Source organism: Paracoccus haematequi, from assembly GCF_900631945.1.
GTDB lineage: Bacteria > Pseudomonadota > Alphaproteobacteria > Rhodobacterales > Rhodobacteraceae > Paracoccus > Paracoccus haematequi_A.
On record NZ_UZWE01000040.1, the window covers coordinates 1 to 14630 of the forward strand.

The following is a 14630-nucleotide window of genomic DNA, read 5'->3' on the forward strand; positions in this document are numbered from 1 at the left end:
CATCGCCATGCGTGCTTGCAAGACCGACCGGAGCTTTGAAGCAATGATCTACCTCGCTGCCGCCGTTATCAACTCACGATGAATCCCCACAGACCCTAGCGTGTCGCCTGATTGCCCTTGGATCGGCCGGCCGTTCGCATCGTATCCCGTGCCGTCCATTTCGTTGACGGTCGCAAAGATGCCGTATCCCGCCGCGTTCCAATGGTTCGCTTCTTGGAAAATATCGGCAAGCGTTCCCCGACGCTTGATCGCTGGTGTTGCCTTGTCTTTGTCGTGGATGAAACGCCAATTGAAGACGCCACCGCCAAGGGTATCATACCACGCCTGTGCTTGTTGGAAGTCGCAATTCGGCTGTTCGCCCAAAGTGGGCGCTTTAGTACCATTGTCCATTTGGAAGATTCCAATTGTGCGGTTTGATGAAAAGAGGCGCTAACCTCTCGCGATGCTGTTCTAGGGCATCCACCCGCACAGTTCGGGTTGCGTCAAACGGCATCCACCTATTCAACCCGCGACCGCTATGTTTTTGGGAAGCGCCGGGCGGCAGACCCTTTAATAAAGGGTAAGTAGCGCCCGCCTCGGCTTTCTCAAACGCACAAACGGTATGCCCATATTAGGATCGATCCCCACGCCCCGTCAATATACCCCTTGCTATTTTATTCGCACCGCCCCATCTTATAGATACCTTGGGCCAAGGGGTTGGCCGGGGGATCGAATTCCAAAAAACGAAGCCGCCCCGATCCAATTAGATCGGGGCGGCTTATTAATTACCCATCACCATTCACAACGTTTCCGTTCACGTATGCAATCAAATCGGTTGCACGATAGCGCACATGCCGTCCCATTTTTACGTATGGAATTCGCTTTTCGCAGTAGCGATCTCGTTCTAGCTTCTGCGGGCTAACACCTAGATATTCAGCCGCCTGTTCAGGCTTCATCAAAGCGGGAAGTGGAATGGTTTGCTGCATGGGATATGTCCTTGTGTCTAGGCTTGGCTCTTGAATGACACATAGGGCTTATGCAGGATAATTGGCTAGATGGTTCGCAATGAAGAAAAGGGGTCAGAATTTCTGGTTTGGGCTACAATCTGGCTACAGCAACGCAGGCTACTTCGCCATATACCTTTTTCGGCTTTGATTAAACGAAGATTTCCGCAGTTAGATCAGCGGATCACAAATCCGACGCCCGCTCTTGTTCGGCGGTCATGGCGAGATATGTTTCAACCGTTCGTTCAGTTAATGAGAATTGGTTAGCAGTATCTGCCAATGCTACTTTTCGGGCTGTTCCGATTGAAACTCTATTTCGAAACGCCTCAACGACCGCCGCAACATGCCTGTTCCCTGCCCCTTTGCTTGGCCGGTTCTCGCCCCGCCGCCACTCGCCTGTCACCAGATCGGCCAGCAAGGCGCGTTCCCCCGGTCCAAGGCGCGCAGGATCCCCGCGTAGGGCCGCTGCGAGTGCCGCGCCGGTGATAGCGGGGTCATCCCGCTTGCCGTGCCGCCATGCGGTCCCTGCGCGGCGTACCGCATGGGCCATGATAGTTTCCCCGACCGGCTGGCGCACCTTGCGCAGATTGCCTGTCACCAGCCGCGCCAACAGTTCCAGCCCGTCCAGGTCAAGCGCACGGCCGCTGCGAAGGATAGCCGCCAAGGGTGCGGCGGCTATCTCGGGGTCAATACCCGCTGCGGTGCGCAAGCCGGTTGCAGCCCTCCGCACGGCATCACCGAACGCACTGTCATAGGACGCATTCACGCTGCTTGTTCCGCCACAACGGGACGCAGCATGAAGTCTTCAATTCGCTGCATGGGTTCTCGCAGATCGTCCGTTGAAATATCGCCAACGTAGCCAACCGTCACATCGTTCTTGTCGCCGCTAATATGGTTCAACAGCCGTTTCAGCTTAAAAATCGATATGTCCTGGCTTTCGGCTACGCTGGCGAACGTTCTGCGCAAGTCATGCGCCGTTGCCCGGATGCCGGTTACCTTTTCGATACGGGCGAATGCGCTGCGTAGATCGTCCGTCACAATCTCACCGTTCGACCGGCTGAATACGAATTCCTTGCCCGCAACTTCTTTCCGTGCGTTCAGGATCTCGGTCAACCGTTCACCCATCGGCAGTTCATGATCGGTACGGTTCTTGGTATCTCGAAACGTAATGGTCCGAGCGTTGAAATCCACATCGCGCCAACGCAAGGGTGGATAGCCATCCTTCTCATTGCCAAATACTTCAGCCAAGCGCGCGCCGGTCAATAACAAGAACAGAAGTGCGTCCCGATGTTCATGTTCGTACTTCAAACCAACCAAGCCCGTTTCGACTGCCTGAACCCATTCGGGCAAACTGTCGCGCTTGATCCGTCCCGTCTTGCGCTTCGTGTCAGCCCAAAGGCCATCCTCTCGCAACTTCTCAACAGGATTCACACTGAAGATCGGCGCATTTCGCGGGTTCACATGGTTCAGCGTCGCGCGCAGGTAGCGCATCGCAAGGTTCGCTTGCGTTGGTGCAGTTTCGGCAATCTCACGTTGGCGCTTTGCCACCATTTCGCCAGTGATCCCGGCTGCGGGCTTTTTCATCCAGTCGGAAAAGTGCCGGTTCATCACGGTTTCAATGTCGCGCTTCGTTCGGGCTTTCTTCGTCTTGATGCCGGATCCGTAGCCCGCACCCTTTTTCTTCGGCGCGTCGATGTAGCGCGTCATCGCCTCTTGCAGTGTAATCGCTTCAGCCTTCTGGCGGACCTTCTCGGCACTCGGATCGATGCCGTCATTCATCTTGCCAGATACCTTGGTTGCATCTGCGCGGGCTTTCTTCAGGTCCGAGTACCGGTCAACCGCACCTAGGCTGACCCGCCGCTTGGCGTTCGTGCCACGTACCCGGCCCTCATAGATGAAGGTTTTCGCTGTGGGTGTGACGCGCAGCCCAAAGCCCTTGGGGCTGTCAAACCAGTAGAAAGCCTGTCCGGTACCAGGGTACGGCAAGGCATCAATCGCTTTCTTCGTCAGGTCCATTTTCCGCTTCCCCGCTGTCGTGTAGCCAGAATGTAGACAAGGGAGTTCGGCTTCTCTCTGGCTTACAGCGGATTAAAAGGGCTCAGAACACCAGCAATTGCAATGGGTTTATTGGCTACGCAGACTCTTGCGGGGTTGTTAAAACTGGCATTCACCGGATTCAAAATCCGCCGCCGCAAGGCATGTCGGTTCGAGTCCGACCTCGGGTACCAGCCTTTCCCTTCCACATGACAAGGGCCGCTTTCGCGGCCCCATCTTTTGCGGCTTCCATCCCGACGCGTCTCAACGCGCCGCGTTTTCCCTGCGCAGCCGCGCGTTTCGTGCCCACATGTTCAGCCCCTCGACCAGGGCCGAGAACGCCATCGCGGCATAGATATAGCCTTTGGGCACGTCGACCCCGAAGCCCTCGGCGATCAGCGTCGTGCCGATCAGCAGCAGGAAGGACAGCGCCAGGATCACGATGGTGGGGTTCTGGCCGATGAAGGTCGCCAGCGGATTGGCGGCCAGCAGCATCACGGCGACGGCGGTCACGACGGCCACCACCATGATCTCGACATGCGGCGTCATGCCGACGGCGGTGATGATGCTGTCGATCGAAAACACCAGATCCAGCATCAGAATCTGCGCGATGACGCCGCCGAAGGTGACGCTTGCGGCGCCGACCATCGTGTCCTCGTGGTCCGAGGGATCGACGTGGTGGTGAATTTCCTTGGTCGCCTTCCAGACCAGGAACAGGCCCCCGGCGATCAGGATGATGTCCTTCCACGAAAACTCGTTGCCCAGAATGGTGGCGACCGGCTGAGTCAGCTGCACGATCCAGGCGACCGTCGCCAGCAGAGCCAGACGCAGGATCAGGGCCAGCCCGATGCCGATCTTGCGGGCGCGTTCGCGCTGCCCCTCGGGCAGCTTGTTCGACAGGATCGAGATGAACAGCAGGTTGTCGATGCCCAGCACGATCTCCATCACCATAAGGGTCGCAAGCGCGATCCAGGCTTCGGGCTGCTGGATAAGGGCGGCAATGTCCTGCATGGCAGATTCCTGATGAGATGGCGTCGCTTAGCAAGGCTGAAAGGACGGATTCGGTTCCAATGATGCTGCCATGCGGCGTTGCCTTTGCCGCGCTGCGGCGATAGTTTGCCGGACAGGGGGAGGAAGCAGGGCGCCGGACCGACCCCGCGCCCAAGATGACAGGAGCTGAACATGAAAGCCGGAGACAAGCTGCCCCTCGTGACCTTCCGCACCCGCGTGCGCGACGAATCCGTCGGTGGTCCGAACCCGTTCCGCTGGCAGGACATGACGACCGACGACTATTTCGCGGGCAAGCGCGTGGTGCTGTTCTCGCTGCCGGGCGCCTTCACGCCGACCTGCTCGACCTATCAGCTGCCGGGCTTCGAAAAGGCCTTCGGGCAGATGCAGGCCCTGGGCATCGACGCGATCTATTGCCTGTCGGTCAACGACAGCTTCGTCATGAACCAGTGGGCCAAGGCGCAGAATCTGAAGAACGTGACCGTCATCCCGGACGGATCGGGAGAATTCACCGACAAGGTCGGGATGCTGGTGCGCAAGGACAACCTGGGCTTCGGCGCGCGGTCCTGGCGCTATGCCGCCGTCGTCAACGACGGGGTGATCGAAGCCTGGTTCGAGGAACCCGGCCGCTGCGACGACTGCCCCGAAGATCCCTATGGCGCCACCTCGCCGGAATCGGTGCTGGAGTGGTTGCAGACCGCGAAAGTCGCCCAAGAGGCGTGACTCCTTGAAGGCCGTCCGAAAGGGCGGCCTTTTTTACGGCGGCGCTTAGCACCCTTCTGCCATCACCCTCTCGCCCGTCTCGGTCAGCACGCCCGCCAGTTCGTCGAACCACCCCCCCGCCGGGGTCGAGGCGCGGCGCAGCAGCAGGATTTCGCGGCACGGCTGCGGATCGGGAAAGGGCACGACCGCCAGGCCGGGCGCGGCCGCGCATTCCTGACGGACGGCAAGTTGCGGCAGGAATGTCAGGCCCATGCCCTGCGCCGCCAGCCTGCACAGGGTGGACAGCGACGCCGCGCCCAGATCCAGCCGGGCGCTGCGGCGGTGCAGACCGCAGACCTCAAGCGCTTGGTCGCCCAGGCAATGCCCTTCGTCCAGCAGCAGCAACTGGCCGGGATCCAGGTCGCGCGGCTCGGGTCGCGACCGGCCCAGGCGGGCGATGCGGTCCTGGCTGCCGGCCAGCAGGAAATGGTCGGTGAACAGCGGCACGGCCAGCAGGTCGTCGGATTCGGGCGGGGTCGCCACCACCGCCACGTCCAGCCGGCCTTGGGCCAGTTCCTCGACCAGCCGGTCGGTCTGCGCCTCTCTCAGATGCAGGTCGCGGCTGAGGTCGCGGGCGCGCAGGATCGGCAAAGCCTGCGGCAGCAGATAGGGCGCGACGGTCGGGATCATGCCCAGCATCAGCCGCCCGCCCTGCCCCGGCTGGCGCATCGCCTGTTCCAGCCCGGCCATTGCCGCCATGACCTGACGGGCATGGCTTTCCAGGGCGCGCCCCTGCGGAGTCAGCACCACGCCCGACGGCGTGCGTTCGACAAGGGGGCTGCCGACCTCCTCCTCCAGCGCGCGGATCTGCATCGACAGGGCGGGTTGGGTGACATGCATCGCCTCGGCGGCGCGGGTGAAATGGGCTTCTCGCGCCAGGGCCAGGAAATAGCGCAGCTGGCGCAGGGTGATGTTCATCAGAATACCTTATCGCCTCAATCGAATTATCCGATTTCTAATTATCTTCTGGCCATGTCAGACACAAGCAAGCCACATCAAGGAGTTGGGACATGAGCCAGGACACCCCCCGCCCCCCCCGGATGACCACGACGGCGGGCGCGCCAATCGCCTCGAACCAGCACAGCGAGACCGCGGGCGATCGCGGCCCGGTGCTGATGCAGGACTATCAGCTTCTGGAAAAGCTGGCGCATCAGAACCGCGAACGGATCCCCGAACGTGTAGTGCACGCCAAGGGCTGGGGCGCCTTCGGCACCTTCACCGTGACGCAGGACATCACGCAGTATAGCTGCGCCTCGATCTTCGGCGCGGTCGGCAAGACCACCCCGATGCTGGCGCGGTTTTCCACCGTGGCCGGAGAAATGGGCGCCGCGGATCATGAACGCGACGTGCGTGGGTTCGCGCTGAAATTCTATACCGATGAAGGCAACTGGGATCTGGTCGGCAACAACACGCCCGTGTTCTTCGTGCGCGACCCGCTGAAGTTCCCCGACTTCATCCACACCCAGAAACGCCATCCCCGCACCAACCTGCGCAGCCCGACGGCGATGTGGGATTTCTGGGGCCAGGTGCCCGAATCGCTGCACCAGGTGACGATCCTGATGTCGGATCGGGGCCTGCCGCAGGATCCGACCTTCATGGACGGTTTCGGCAGCCACACTTACTCCTTCTGGAACAAGGACGGCGAACGCTTCTGGGTCAAGTTCCACTTCAAGACCCGGCAGGGCCACCGCTTCTATACCAACGGCCAGGCGGCCGAGATCATCGGCCACACCCGCGAAGGCTATCAAGAGGCGCTGTTCGGCAAGATCGAGCGGGGCGAATTCCCCCGCTGGACGATGTATGTCCAGATCATGCCCGAGCTTGATGCGGAAAAGACCCCCTATGATCCCTTCGACCTCACCAAGGTCTGGCCGCACGCGGACTATCCGCTGATCGAGGTGGGCGAGTTCGAGCTGAACCGGAACGCCGACAACTATTTCGCGCAGATCGAACAGGCGGCCTTCAGCCCGTCGAACAAGGTGCGCGGCATCGGCTATAGCCCCGACAAGATGTTGCAGGCCCGCGTCTTCAGCTATGCCGACGCGCATCGCTATCGGCTGGGGACGCATTACGAACACCTGCCGGTGAACGCGCCGAAATGCCCAGTCCATCACTATCACAAGGACGGGCAGATGAATTTCTTCGGGCAGGTGACGGGCAGCACGGACGCCTATTACGAGCCGAACAGCCGGGGCGGCGCGGTCGAGGATCCGTCCTTTGCCGAACCGCCGCTGCGCCTGTCCGGCGTGGCCGCGCGCCAGCCGCATCGCCAGTTGATCGACGATTACGAACAGCCCCGCGCGCTGCATGACCGGGTGCTGAACGATGAGGAACGCGGGCGGCTGTACAAGAACATCGCCGCTGCCATGGAAGGCGCGGACGAGGATGTGATCGAACGCGCGCTGGTCCATTTCGACTGCATCAGCCCGGCCTATGGCGCGGGTATCCGCGCCGCACGGGCAGAAAAGGCCGCCAAGGCAGTCGCCGCGGAATGACGGCCTTGCATAACGAGTGACTGTTTCGTGAAGATTGACGAGTTTCGGTTTGGAAAAAGGGGTGCCTGGCGCCCCTTTTTTCACGATTACCCTAGCCGATCAGGCGGGAGCCGCTGCCGTAGGTCTCCTGATAATGGCGCTCCAGGCGCATAAGGGCCAGACGCAGCACGATCTTGCCCGACCGGGCCGACCAGCCCAGGCGGCGTTCGGTAAGTTCGATCCCCTCCAGGAAGCAGCAGACGCGCAGCACGATATCGCCCATGCCGGGGCCAAGGTCGCGCAGCGCCATGGCCACCCGGTCCCGCGCGGATTCGGACCCGCCCCGATAGCCGCCCCCGCTGCGGCTGACATCGATGCCCGAGGTCATGAACCCCGTCCAGTTCTGGGTGACGCGCGGACCCATCTGGGCCAGTTCAAAATCCTCGCGCAGCCGTTCGCCTGCCGCGACCAGACCGGGCGACAGGAAGGGCTTGCCCGCGCCGTCGCGGCGCCGGGCCAGCAGCAGCAGCGGGCTTTCGGCGATGTTGACGCGGGTGCGGCGGCGGCGGCCGTCCTCGGGGTCTTCGATGACGCGCTTTTCCCAGACCCGGTGGCGGTCGGCATGATCGAAGCCGGCGGAGGCCTCGGCCATGCCGGGGCCGTTGTCATGGGCGACCGGGCTGGCGTCGGTGAAATCGCCGGGACCGGGCACCGCCTTGCGCTGCCGGGGGGACCGCAGCATCCCGCGCAGGGCATCGCGCCCGGCCGGGGCGATGGCGTAACGCTGGACCCTGCCCGGCGTGGCCGACGGCACGACCCAGCCGCGAAGCGCCATCACCTCGGCTACCCAACGGTCCAGGACGGCGGTCCTGATGTCGTCGCGGCTGACGATGGCCTTGTCCATGCCCTCGGCCGTCACCAGAACGGCGCCCGGTTCGGCCAACCGGCGCAGGACGCGCAGAACCTGGCGTTCGTCCAGTTGCCGGGGGCGATCCGCGACCTCGGTCAGGGCGCCGTCGACCAGCGGGTCGTCGCGCCGCGCCTCGAACCGGCGGATGCGGCGCAGGATGGTCGAGGCGTGACACCCTTCGGACCGCGCCAGGGCGCGGATCGACTGGCCTTCTTCGACATGGCGAAGATACAGGCGGGCGTCGTCTGGCAGATCGTCGGCAGGCTTGCCCAGGGCCTGGGTCAGGGAACGGTGCTCCGCGGGAAGGCGGTCGATGGCGAAATCACCGGTCAAAAGCGTCATGTCTGGTCCCTTGTCATCCTCGGCAGCAGAGGCGAACTAACTACCTTGGGTTGCGTTAAACGTGGTTAATGAACGGCTGATATCAGCAGCTAGCCGCAACATTCGCTAACAAACCCTAAAGATACGTTGCCTCAGCGCACGGTGCGACAAACGGGGAAGCAACACCCGTTAAGGTTGTGTGAAGGTGGTCCCACCAACCTGAATGGGACAGTTCAAAATGAGCTACATGCCGAACGTGATCGCCTTCCGTCCCCACATCGCGGCCGAGCCGCTGCGCCGGCCGCGCATCCTGATCCGGGCCGCGCGCGAGGGGCAGTCGGGCTGGCGCCGGGACCGCGACCTGAAGCGCCTGCTGCGCCTGGATCACACCCCGGCCCTCGGCGCCGCCCTGCCCCGCCTGCGCGCCGAGGAGGCGCTGCTGAACGATGCCCGGCTGCAACGCGCGGCGGATTACGACATGCACCGTCACATCCTGCTGATGATCGCCATCCTGGCCGAAATGCGCGCGGCGGTGGCGAGCGCGCCGATCCCGGTCAGGACCGGCGCGCGAATCGGCGCGGCGATGCTGGCGCAGATTGGCGCCGCGATCAGCGCCCCCGGAACAGCGATCCCAGCACACCCCTGACGATGGCCTGGCCCGACTTGGTGCCAAGCTGCCGCGCCAGGCTTTTGCCGAAGGTTTCCACGATCGAATCGCTGCGGGATGCCCGGCCCCGCGCCGGACGCCCGCCCTCGCCCTGTTCGCCCGCCTCCGCGCGCGGCTGATACCGCCTGGCGTTGCGGTATTCGCTGCGGGTCATGTCGAACAGGGCGTCGGTCTCGCTGGCCTTCGCAGCCTCGGCCGCGCGTCGCGCCAGGATCTCGTGCGCGGATTCGCGGTCCAGGGCCTGCCCGTATTTCAGCGCCATGGGCGAGGCGTCCATCACCTGCGCCCGTTCGGCGTCGTTGACAGGGCCGATCCGGCTGAAGGGCGGACGGATCAGCGTGCGCTGCGCGATGCCCGGCACGCCCTTGGCTTCCAGAAGCGATGTGACCGCCTCGCCCGTGCCGACCTGCTGGATCGCCTGGGCGGTGTCGAAATCGGGATTGGCGCGATAGTTTTCGGCCGCCATCCGCAGCGCCTTCTGGTCCTTGGCGGTAAAGGCCCGCAACGCGTGCTGGATGCGGTTGCCCAGTTGGCCCAGCACCGCGTCGGGAATGTCGGCCGGGTTCTGGCTGATGAACCAGACGCTGACGCCCTTGGACCGGATCAGGCGCGCGACCTGTTCCACCTTGTCGATCAGCGCCTTGGGCGCGTCGTCGAACAGCAGATGCGCCTCGTCGAAGAAAAACGCGATGCGGGGGCGGTCGGGGTCGCCGACCTCGGGCAGCTGCTCGAACAGTTCGGACAGCAGCCACAGCAGAAAGGTCGCATACAGACGCGGCGACTGCATCAGCCGGTCGGCGGCCAGGATGTTGATCATCCCCTTGCCCGACGCATCCTGCCGGATGATGTCGGACAGCTCCAGCGCCGGTTCACCGAACAGCCGGTCGCCGCCCTGGTTTTCCAGCACCAGCAGCGCCCGCTGGATCGCCCCGACGCTGGCCGGGCTGACATTGCCGTATTTCAGGGACAGGTCTGCGGCGTTCTGGCCCACCCAGACCAGCATCGCCTGCAAGTCCTTCAGATCCAGCAGCGCCAGCCCCTGTTCATCGGCCACGCGAAAGGCGATGTTCATCACCCCTTCCTGCGCATCGGTCAGGCCCATCAGGCGCGACAGCAGCAGCGGGCCCATATCTGCGGGCGTGGTGCGGACCGGATGGCCAGCCTGGCCCCAGACATCCCAGAAGGTGACGGGAAAGGCCTGATAGTCCAGGTCCAGACCGATCTGCGCGGCGCGTTCCGAAAACGGCCCGTGCAACGGCCCATCTGCGGCACCCGGTCGCGACAGGCCCGCCAGATCGCCCTTTACGTCGGACAGAAACACCGGAACCCCTGCCAGAGACAGGCTTTCGGCCAGCGTTTGCAGGGTCACGGTCTTGCCGGTGCCGGTCGCGCCCGCGATCAGGCCGTGGCGGTTGGCGTATTTCAGCAGCAGGGACTGCGCACTGGCATGGCCGGGACCGCCGCCGCCCACGAATACCGTATTCGCCTGGTCGTCCACCACACCCGCCATACCTGTCCCCCGCCTGTTGCGCGCCGCGCCGAAGCGCCGTTCGCCGCGACAATACAATCTTAAGTCCTTCATGCCAGTATGGGAATCGTTCGGCATCACGGTCGTCGATGCGCGAACCTTCCTCCCTGTTGAACTGCCGCGCCTTCGGGCGCGGCTTTTTTTGTGATCGGCGCCTGACAACTGGACAGTTGACGGATCACGGCGCCGCGACTAGCGTGCAGATCAATGATGACCGGCCAGTCCGGCAGGGAGAGGTTCGCCGTCAGGCGTCAGGGTCGTGGTTCGCGCCACGACCCTTTGAATTTCGCCCCCACCCTCATGACAGCGCCCTGTGTCACCCGGATGACAGGAATGCCGCCACCGGGCGCGATCCGGGTCAAGCCATGGTGAATGTGGGTTTTTCCGATGCGGCCTGACAAACGCAAGCGGACATGCTAGTCCCGCCGAACGCATTGAGCAAAGGGACGAAACAACCATGCCAATCAAACCCTCGCAGGCAGTTCTGGCCGCGCTTGCCCTGATCGCGGCCCCGGCCTTCGCGCAGGACAGCACCGCCCCCGCCGCCACCCCGGCCCCTGCCGCAGAGACCCCTGCCGCCGAGACCCCGGCAGCAGACGCACCGGCAGCATCCGAGGCCCCTGCGGCCGAGGCTCCGGAGCCCGCCGCCGACGCGGCGACGACCGATGCCCCGGCGTCCGACTCCCCGGCCGCAGCCCCGGCCGCCGATGCCGATGCCGGGCCGCAGGTCGGGCAATATTACGCGAAGGAAACCCACCAGGATTGGACGACCCGCTGCATCAAGGCAGAACAGGGCAAGGATCCGTGCGAGCTGTATCAGCTGCTCAAGGATGGCGAAGGCAACTCGGTCGCCGAGATGACCCTGATCCCCCTGCGCAACGGCGAGGTCGCGGCAGGCGCGACCCTGATCGCCCCGCTGGAAACCGACCTGATCCAAGGGCTGGGTTTCGCGGTGGGCACGGCCGAGCCGCGCGGCTATCCCTTCAATTTCTGCGCCCCCGTGGGCTGCGTGTCCCGCATGGGCTTCACCGCGGCTGAGCTTGACGCCCTGAAGCGTGGCGCGAACGCGACGGTGACGCTGCTGCCGTTCGGCGGCGACCGCGAAAACCCGGTCCGGCTGACGCTGTCGCTGGCAGGCTTCACCGCGGCCTTCGACGCCTTGGCCGCCTATGCCGATCAGCCGGCCCCGGCCACCGCCCCGGCAGCGGACACGCCGCCTGCCGCCGAAGCCCCGGCCAACTGATCCGAAGATCGCGAACCGCGCCCCATCCGGGCGCGGTTTTTCCTTGCTAGACCCGGCGCAGCGCGATCACGGCGTTCAGCCCGCCAAAGGCGAAGGCGTTGGACAGGACCGCATCGACGCGGGCATCCCGCGCCTCGTTCGGAACCACGTCCAGGGCGCATTCAGGATCGGCTTCCTGATAACCGATGGTCGGCGCGATCACACCGTCGCGCAGCGCCATGATGCAGGCCAGCAGTTCGACCGCGCCCGTGCCGCCGATGATATGGCCGTGCATCGCCTTGGTGGACGACATCATCAGCCGGTCTGCGTGATGGCCGAAGGCATGGGCCACCGCCGCGCATTCGGTCTTGTCATTGGCCGCCGTCCCGGTGCCGTGAGCGTTGATATAGCCCACATCCTCGGGGTTCAGACCGGCGTCCTGCAAGGCGCCGGTGATCGCGCGTTCCGCCCCCTGGGCCGAAGGCATCACGATGTCCTGCGCGTCCGAGGACATGGCGAAGCCCACCACCTCGGCCAGGATGTCGGCGCCGCGCGCGCGGGCGTTGTCGTAATCCTCGAAGACGAAGACGCCCGCGCCCTCGCCCTGGACCATGCCGTTGCGGTTGGCGGAAAACGGGCGGCAGGCGTCCTTGGACATGACGCGCAGCCCTTCCCAGGCCTTGACGCCGCCAAAGCACAGCATCGCCTCGGACCCGCCGGTCAGCATCACCTGCGCCGCGCCCGACCGGATCATCTGGAAGGCCAGGCCCATCGCGTGGTTGGAACTGGCGCAGGCGGTCGCCACGGTAAAGGCGGGGCCGCGCAAGCCGTATTCCATGCTGACATGGCTGGCGGCGGCGTTGTTCATCAGCTTCGGCACCACGAAGGGGTGGACGCGGTTCTTCCCCTCCTCATAGACGGTGCGGTAATTCTCGTCCCAGGTGTTCAGCCCGCCGCCCGCCGTGCCCAGCACCACGCCCGACCGCAGCCCAAGCGCGCCCTGGAAATCCAGCCCCGCCTGGGCCACCGCCTGCTTGGCGGCCAGCAGCGCGAACTGGGTGAACTTGTCGTAGAGCAGGATTTGCTGGCGGTTGAAGTAATCCTCGGCGCGCCAGGGATGGACCTGGGCGCCGATCTGGATCGACAGCCGGTCCACGTCGCGGAAATCAAGCGGGCCGATGCCGCAGCGCCCGTCCCGGAATGCGGCCAGCGTCGTCGTCACGTCATGGCCAAGCGCGTTGATCGTGCCCGCCCCGGTGATGACGACCCGCCGCAGCCCGTCCGGCCGCTCCGGCGCCTTCTTGCCCCTCTTCTTCGGACTCATGCGGCCTTCTGCGCCACCAGCCGTTCGACGGCGGCGATGATCGTGCCCATGGTCGAGATGTCGAAATCCGACTTGTCCGGCTCATTGGCGTTGAAGGGGATCGAGATGTCGAATTCCTCCTCGATCGCGAAGATCGATTCCACCAGCCCCAGGCTGTCGATGCCCAGATCCTGGGGGGTGGATTCGTCGGTGATCTGGTCGGGTTCCAGCATGGCCTGTTCGGCGATGATGGCCTTGATGCGGTCTTGGATCCGGTCGGTCATGAAGCCTCCTGCTCAGCCCTTTTCCAACAATCGTGTAACAGTTTCCTGAAGCCGCGCCAGTTGTTCGGCGAATCGCGGCAGGCGCCGGACGGCCTTCTGGATTTCCATCTGGGTCTCCATCTTGACCGCCGGGTTGCCCAGCACCACGCGGCCCGCCGGAACGCGGGTGAAGATCCTGCTGGCGCCGCCCGCGATCACGTCGTCGCCCACCTCGATGTTGTCGTTGACGCCGACCTTTCCCGCCAGCACCACGCGGTTGCCGATCCGCGCCGATCCGGCGATGCCCACCTGCGAACACAGCAGGCAGTCGTCACCCACCGAGACGTTGTGGCCCAGCATCACCAGGTTGTCGATCTTGGTGCCGTTGCCGACGCGGGTGGCGCGGATCGTCCCCCGGTCGATGGTCGCGTTGGCGCCGATTTCCACATCGTCGCCGATCTCGACCCCGCCCAGCGAGTGGATCCGCGTCCAATGCTGTTCCTTGATCCCCTTGCGCGTGCCCAGGGTGCGGCGGATTTCCTCGATGCCCGATTCCTCGGGGGTGACGAAGGAAAAGCCGTCGCCGCCAATCGCGGCGTTCGACTGCACGATCAGCCGGTGGCCCGCGGTGACGCCATGGGCGATGCGCACGCCCGCGTGGATCAGCGCATCGTCCCCCAGACGCGATCCGCGACCGATCGACACATGCGGCCCGATCCGCGCGCCCGACCCGATCCGCACATCGGGACCGATGACCGCGAAGGGACCGATGGCGGCGCCGACCCCGATCTGCGCGCTTTGGTCGATCACTGCGGTGGGATGGATGCCGGGGGCGATGTCGGGACCGGGATCGAAGGCCCGCGTCAGCCCCGCCATCAGCAGGCGCGGGCGCGGCGCGAAGATCGCCGCCTTGAGGCCCAGGGCCTCGGGATCCATGCCCTCGGCCAGGATGGCGATGCTGCCGGGTTGCAGGGACGCCGCGTATTTCGGCGACATCGCCATGGCGATCACGCCGCCCTCGGGTCCGACCGGACCCGTGGCCTGCGGTTCGGCCGCGCCCGTCACCGGCAGATCCAGGTCGCCCCAGCCCGTTGCGTCCAGTGCCTGCGCCAGTTGCCCGATGGTGATCGCCATGTTCGCCCCCTTGTCGGAAAG

The 14630-nt window shown here is 64.4% G+C and carries 15 protein-coding genes; 4 read left to right on the plus strand and 11 right to left on the minus strand.

The window, feature by feature from the left end:
• Nucleotides 1-48: 48 nt before the first annotated feature.
• From PARHAE_RS14405 to PARHAE_RS14425, 5 genes are all read right to left on the minus strand, one after another.
• The gene (locus PARHAE_RS14405) at nt 49-390 is read right to left on the minus strand and encodes a hypothetical protein (protein ID WP_126155284.1); all 342 of its coding nucleotides are present in this window, start codon (nt 388-390) and stop codon (nt 49-51) included.
• A gap of 374 nt (nt 391-764) precedes the next feature.
• The gene (locus tag PARHAE_RS14410) at nt 765-965 is read right to left on the minus strand and encodes a helix-turn-helix domain-containing protein (RefSeq protein WP_241232826.1); all 201 of its coding nucleotides are present in this window, start codon (nt 963-965) and stop codon (nt 765-767) included.
• Between the two features lie 202 nt (nt 966-1167).
• Nucleotides 1168-1749, minus strand: coding sequence for a hypothetical protein (locus PARHAE_RS14415; protein WP_126155285.1), 582 nt, complete (start codon nt 1747-1749; stop codon nt 1168-1170).
• A complete protein-coding gene (locus PARHAE_RS14420; RefSeq protein ID WP_126155286.1) occupies nt 1746-2999 on the minus strand; it encodes a tyrosine-type recombinase/integrase in 1254 nt (417 codons plus the stop codon). The genes PARHAE_RS14415 and PARHAE_RS14420 overlap by 4 nt, the downstream gene beginning before the upstream one ends.
• A gap of 282 nt (nt 3000-3281) precedes the next feature.
• The gene (locus PARHAE_RS14425; protein ID WP_126155287.1) at nt 3282-4028 is read right to left on the minus strand and encodes a TerC family protein; all 747 of its coding nucleotides are present in this window, start codon (nt 4026-4028) and stop codon (nt 3282-3284) included.
• Between the two features lie 171 nt (nt 4029-4199).
• Between PARHAE_RS14425 and PARHAE_RS14430 the strand changes: the two genes are divergently transcribed.
• Nucleotides 4200-4748 carry a peroxiredoxin gene (locus PARHAE_RS14430; RefSeq protein ID WP_126155288.1) on the plus strand — a complete coding sequence of 183 codons (549 nt, stop codon included), beginning with the start codon at nt 4200-4202 and terminating at the stop codon, nt 4746-4748.
• A 45-nt stretch (nt 4749-4793) separates the two neighbouring features.
• Here PARHAE_RS14430 and PARHAE_RS14435 read toward each other — a convergent pair whose 3' ends face one another.
• Nucleotides 4794-5705, minus strand: a complete 912-nt coding sequence (locus tag PARHAE_RS14435) for a hydrogen peroxide-inducible genes activator (RefSeq protein WP_126155289.1) — start codon at nt 5703-5705, stop codon at nt 4794-4796.
• A 92-nt stretch (nt 5706-5797) separates the two neighbouring features.
• Here PARHAE_RS14435 and PARHAE_RS14440 point away from each other — a divergent pair, with 92 nt between their 5' ends.
• Entirely contained in the window at nt 5798-7282 is a 1485-nt protein-coding gene (locus tag PARHAE_RS14440) for a catalase (RefSeq protein WP_126155290.1), read from the plus strand.
• A gap of 91 nt (nt 7283-7373) precedes the next feature.
• Here the strand turns inward: PARHAE_RS14440 and PARHAE_RS14445 are convergent, their stop codons facing one another.
• On the minus strand, nt 7374-8513 hold the full coding sequence (locus PARHAE_RS14445) for a DUF6456 domain-containing protein (RefSeq protein ID WP_241232827.1): 1140 nt from the start codon (nt 8511-8513) through the stop codon (nt 7374-7376).
• A 217-nt stretch (nt 8514-8730) separates the two neighbouring features.
• On the opposite strand from PARHAE_RS14445, the gene PARHAE_RS14450 reads away from it, so the two are divergent.
• Nucleotides 8731-9138 carry a DUF6477 family protein gene (locus tag PARHAE_RS14450; RefSeq protein WP_206436968.1) on the plus strand — a complete coding sequence of 136 codons (408 nt, stop codon included), beginning with the start codon at nt 8731-8733 and terminating at the stop codon, nt 9136-9138.
• On the opposite strand, the gene PARHAE_RS14455 is transcribed toward PARHAE_RS14450, so the two are convergent.
• On the minus strand, nt 9101-10669 hold the full coding sequence (locus PARHAE_RS14455; protein ID WP_126155332.1) for a helicase HerA-like domain-containing protein: 1569 nt from the start codon (nt 10667-10669) through the stop codon (nt 9101-9103). The two genes, PARHAE_RS14450 and PARHAE_RS14455, sit on opposite strands and share 38 nt — an antisense overlap.
• Before the next feature lie 475 nt (nt 10670-11144).
• Here PARHAE_RS14455 and PARHAE_RS14460 point away from each other — a divergent pair, with 475 nt between their 5' ends.
• Nucleotides 11145-11930: an invasion associated locus B family protein gene (locus PARHAE_RS14460; RefSeq protein WP_126155291.1), complete on the plus strand. Its 786-nt coding sequence runs from the start codon at nt 11145-11147 to the stop codon at nt 11928-11930.
• A 46-nt stretch (nt 11931-11976) separates the two neighbouring features.
• On the opposite strand, the gene PARHAE_RS14465 is transcribed toward PARHAE_RS14460, so the two are convergent.
• Genes PARHAE_RS14465 through PARHAE_RS14475 form a run of 3 tightly spaced genes read right to left on the minus strand, consistent with a single transcriptional unit; the run spans nt 11977 to nt 14609 of the window.
• The gene (locus PARHAE_RS14465; protein ID WP_126155333.1) at nt 11977-13185 is read right to left on the minus strand and encodes a beta-ketoacyl-[acyl-carrier-protein] synthase family protein; all 1209 of its coding nucleotides are present in this window, start codon (nt 13183-13185) and stop codon (nt 11977-11979) included.
• Nucleotides 13186-13229: 44 nt separating this feature from the next.
• Complete coding sequence (locus tag PARHAE_RS14470; protein WP_126155292.1) at nt 13230-13496, minus strand: acyl carrier protein; 267 nt, start codon at nt 13494-13496, stop codon at nt 13230-13232.
• 12 nt (nt 13497-13508) lie between these two features.
• Nucleotides 13509-14609 carry a UDP-3-O-(3-hydroxymyristoyl)glucosamine N-acyltransferase gene (locus PARHAE_RS14475; RefSeq protein ID WP_126155293.1) on the minus strand — a complete coding sequence of 367 codons (1101 nt, stop codon included), beginning with the start codon at nt 14607-14609 and terminating at the stop codon, nt 13509-13511.
• Nucleotides 14610-14630: the final 21 nt, after the last annotated feature.

Coding starts and splice junctions, on each gene's coding strand:
- PARHAE_RS14440 (WP_126155290.1), top strand. CDS start 5,798: ATGAGCCAGGACACCCCCCGCCCCCCCCGGATGACCACGACGGCGGGC.
- PARHAE_RS14470 (WP_126155292.1), bottom strand. CDS start 13,496: ATGACCGACCGGATCCAAGACCGCATCAAGGCCATCATCGCCGAACAG.
- PARHAE_RS14435 (WP_126155289.1), bottom strand. CDS start 5,705: ATGAACATCACCCTGCGCCAGCTGCGCTATTTCCTGGCCCTGGCGCGA.
- PARHAE_RS14410 (WP_241232826.1), bottom strand. CDS start 965: ATGCAGCAAACCATTCCACTTCCCGCTTTGATGAAGCCTGAACAGGCG.
- PARHAE_RS14430 (WP_126155288.1), top strand. CDS start 4,200: ATGAAAGCCGGAGACAAGCTGCCCCTCGTGACCTTCCGCACCCGCGTG.
- PARHAE_RS14460 (WP_126155291.1), top strand. CDS start 11,145: ATGCCAATCAAACCCTCGCAGGCAGTTCTGGCCGCGCTTGCCCTGATC.
- PARHAE_RS14425 (WP_126155287.1), bottom strand. CDS start 4,028: ATGCAGGACATTGCCGCCCTTATCCAGCAGCCCGAAGCCTGGATCGCG.
- PARHAE_RS14475 (WP_126155293.1), bottom strand. CDS start 14,609: ATGGCGATCACCATCGGGCAACTGGCGCAGGCACTGGACGCAACGGGC.
- PARHAE_RS14420 (WP_126155286.1), bottom strand. CDS start 2,999: ATGGACCTGACGAAGAAAGCGATTGATGCCTTGCCGTACCCTGGTACC.
- PARHAE_RS14445 (WP_241232827.1), bottom strand. CDS start 8,513: ATGACGCTTTTGACCGGTGATTTCGCCATCGACCGCCTTCCCGCGGAG.
- PARHAE_RS14405 (WP_126155284.1), bottom strand. CDS start 390: ATGGACAATGGTACTAAAGCGCCCACTTTGGGCGAACAGCCGAATTGC.
- PARHAE_RS14455 (WP_126155332.1), bottom strand. CDS start 10,669: ATGGCGGGTGTGGTGGACGACCAGGCGAATACGGTATTCGTGGGCGGC.
- PARHAE_RS14450 (WP_206436968.1), top strand. CDS start 8,731: ATGAGCTACATGCCGAACGTGATCGCCTTCCGTCCCCACATCGCGGCC.